The following is a 1,729-nucleotide window of genomic DNA, read 5'->3' as shown; positions in this document are numbered from 1 at the left end:
GGGTAGACAGGCCTCCGTCGGCCACAGCTCCGCAAGCTTCGCCAGCAGCCAAAACAACGGGGGGGAAAGGGGACGCTGGCCGGTCACCTCAGCCGCCCCGCCCGCCTATTCCTCAGCAAAGGACTTTCAACATGAACGACGCAATCCGCATCTCCAGCCCCGCCGACATCCTCGGTTTCATCCCGCACTCCCTCGGGTTCGTACCGCGTGAATCCTTTGTGTTCCTGACCATGCGGGGCGAGACGCTCGGCGCGACACTGCGCGTTGACGCCCCCGCGTTCGCCGAACCCGCCGGTTTCGCCCGCTCCATGGTGGACTACCTCGCACTGGACACGCAGGCCACGGCGGTGCTGCTGGCCATTTACACGGCCAGCACGCCCGTCCACGGACAGCCCCGCCCCTTCCACGACCACGTCGAGGCCGTCATCGAGGCGCTGGACAGTACAGGTACCCCGCTGCAGGACGCGTGGCTGATCACCCCGTCGCACTGGCAAAACCTGCTGTGCGACAGCGACGCCGGATGCTGCCCGCCCGAGCCGCTGGAATCCATCACGGACGGGCAACTGAACGCGGAACTGGTGTTCCGTGGCAGCAGCTACCAAAAGACGCCCGGCACCAGCTACGCACCGTACGCAGGCCCGGCAGACAGGGGGGAACAGATCCGTCACGCGCTCCCGGGAGTGCTAGGCGCGGACCTGCGCCCGGGCCAGGAACTGTGGGCAGAGGCCCTGACCCGGGACGGATGGATGGATCCGCAGACAGCGGTGGAACTGCTGGCATGCTTCCAGCGCCCGGACCTGCGCGACACAATGCTTTGCAATGTGATCGACCCGGAGCTGCCCGACGCCGAGGGGAGCGGGAATCTGCTCGTGGGGGAGGGGATCGCCCCGGACTGGGACCGCGTGGACCGGGCGCAGGAAACCGCCCGGGACCTCATTGACGCCGCGCCGGAAGGCTACCGGGCGCCCCTGCTGACCCTGATCGGCTGGTTGGCGTACCTCAAGGGTCAATCGTCGGTCGCTGGAGACCACTTCAAGCTCGCCCTGGCTGACACGCCGGGCTACCGGCTCGCGGAACTGATGGACCAGCTGGTGAGCAGGGGAACCATCGCCCCGGTCGCGAAGAACCAGGCCACCGCCTACAAGCGACAGCGCTAGGCGGGTGGGGCCGGGCCGGGACACCGGTCCGGCCCCTTGGGTGCGTGGCGGCCTCCCCCGCGTGCGCTCCTCCGGCCGCCGATCACGCTGTCGCGGGCGCAGCTCCAGAAGCGGGAAACGGCCGAACGCCGGGCTACAGTGGAAAAGGAACATGATCCACTAAAGAGCCTGGGGGCAGCATATGAGCCACGAGTACATCCTCACGGACGACGACGCCGCAACCGCCGACGCCACCCACGCCCAGGACATCCTCGAGCTCTCGATGTTGACCATGCCACAGCAAGGTGCCCTCATCGTCGACATCTCCTGGGAGAAATCCCCGCTGGACCTGTAACTTGATGCAGCGAAGACGCTGCAGCACTGGTTTTCCTTTTGCTGAGGGAAAACTGAGGCCGGCCCCACGGGGCCGGCCTCAGCCCTTTAACCGCTGAAAAGGACGTCCGCTGGCGCGGCCGGCTGTTGGGCCCAGGGCGTGCCGTCGCAGAGCTCCGGACACCCTAGCCCTGTTTTGTCTACGACGTTTTGGCTGCTGTCCTTCGGATTGTACGTGTCCGCTCCGGCCCGTCTAGCCC

General features: G+C 67.0%; 2 protein-coding genes. Both read left to right on the top strand.

Annotated elements, in window-relative coordinates; all coding sequences use genetic code 11:
- The first annotated feature begins 131 nt into the window (after positions 1-131).
- On the top strand, positions 132-1,157 hold the full coding sequence (locus tag ASF72_RS16465; protein ID WP_056600661.1) for a DUF4192 domain-containing protein: 1,026 nt from the start codon (positions 132-134) through the stop codon (positions 1,155-1,157).
- 181 nt (positions 1,158-1,338) lie between these two features.
- Positions 1,339-1,491: a hypothetical protein gene (locus ASF72_RS20425; RefSeq protein WP_157371027.1), complete on the top strand. Its 153-nt coding sequence runs from the start codon at positions 1,339-1,341 to the stop codon at positions 1,489-1,491.
- Positions 1,492-1,729: the final 238 nt, after the last annotated feature.

Origin of the sequence: Arthrobacter sp. Leaf141, from assembly GCF_001424565.1 — a bacterium.
GTDB lineage: Bacteria > Actinomycetota > Actinomycetes > Actinomycetales > Micrococcaceae > Arthrobacter.
Note: the sequence above shows the minus strand (reverse complement) of the source record. Positions and strands in the feature narration are given on the sequence as shown.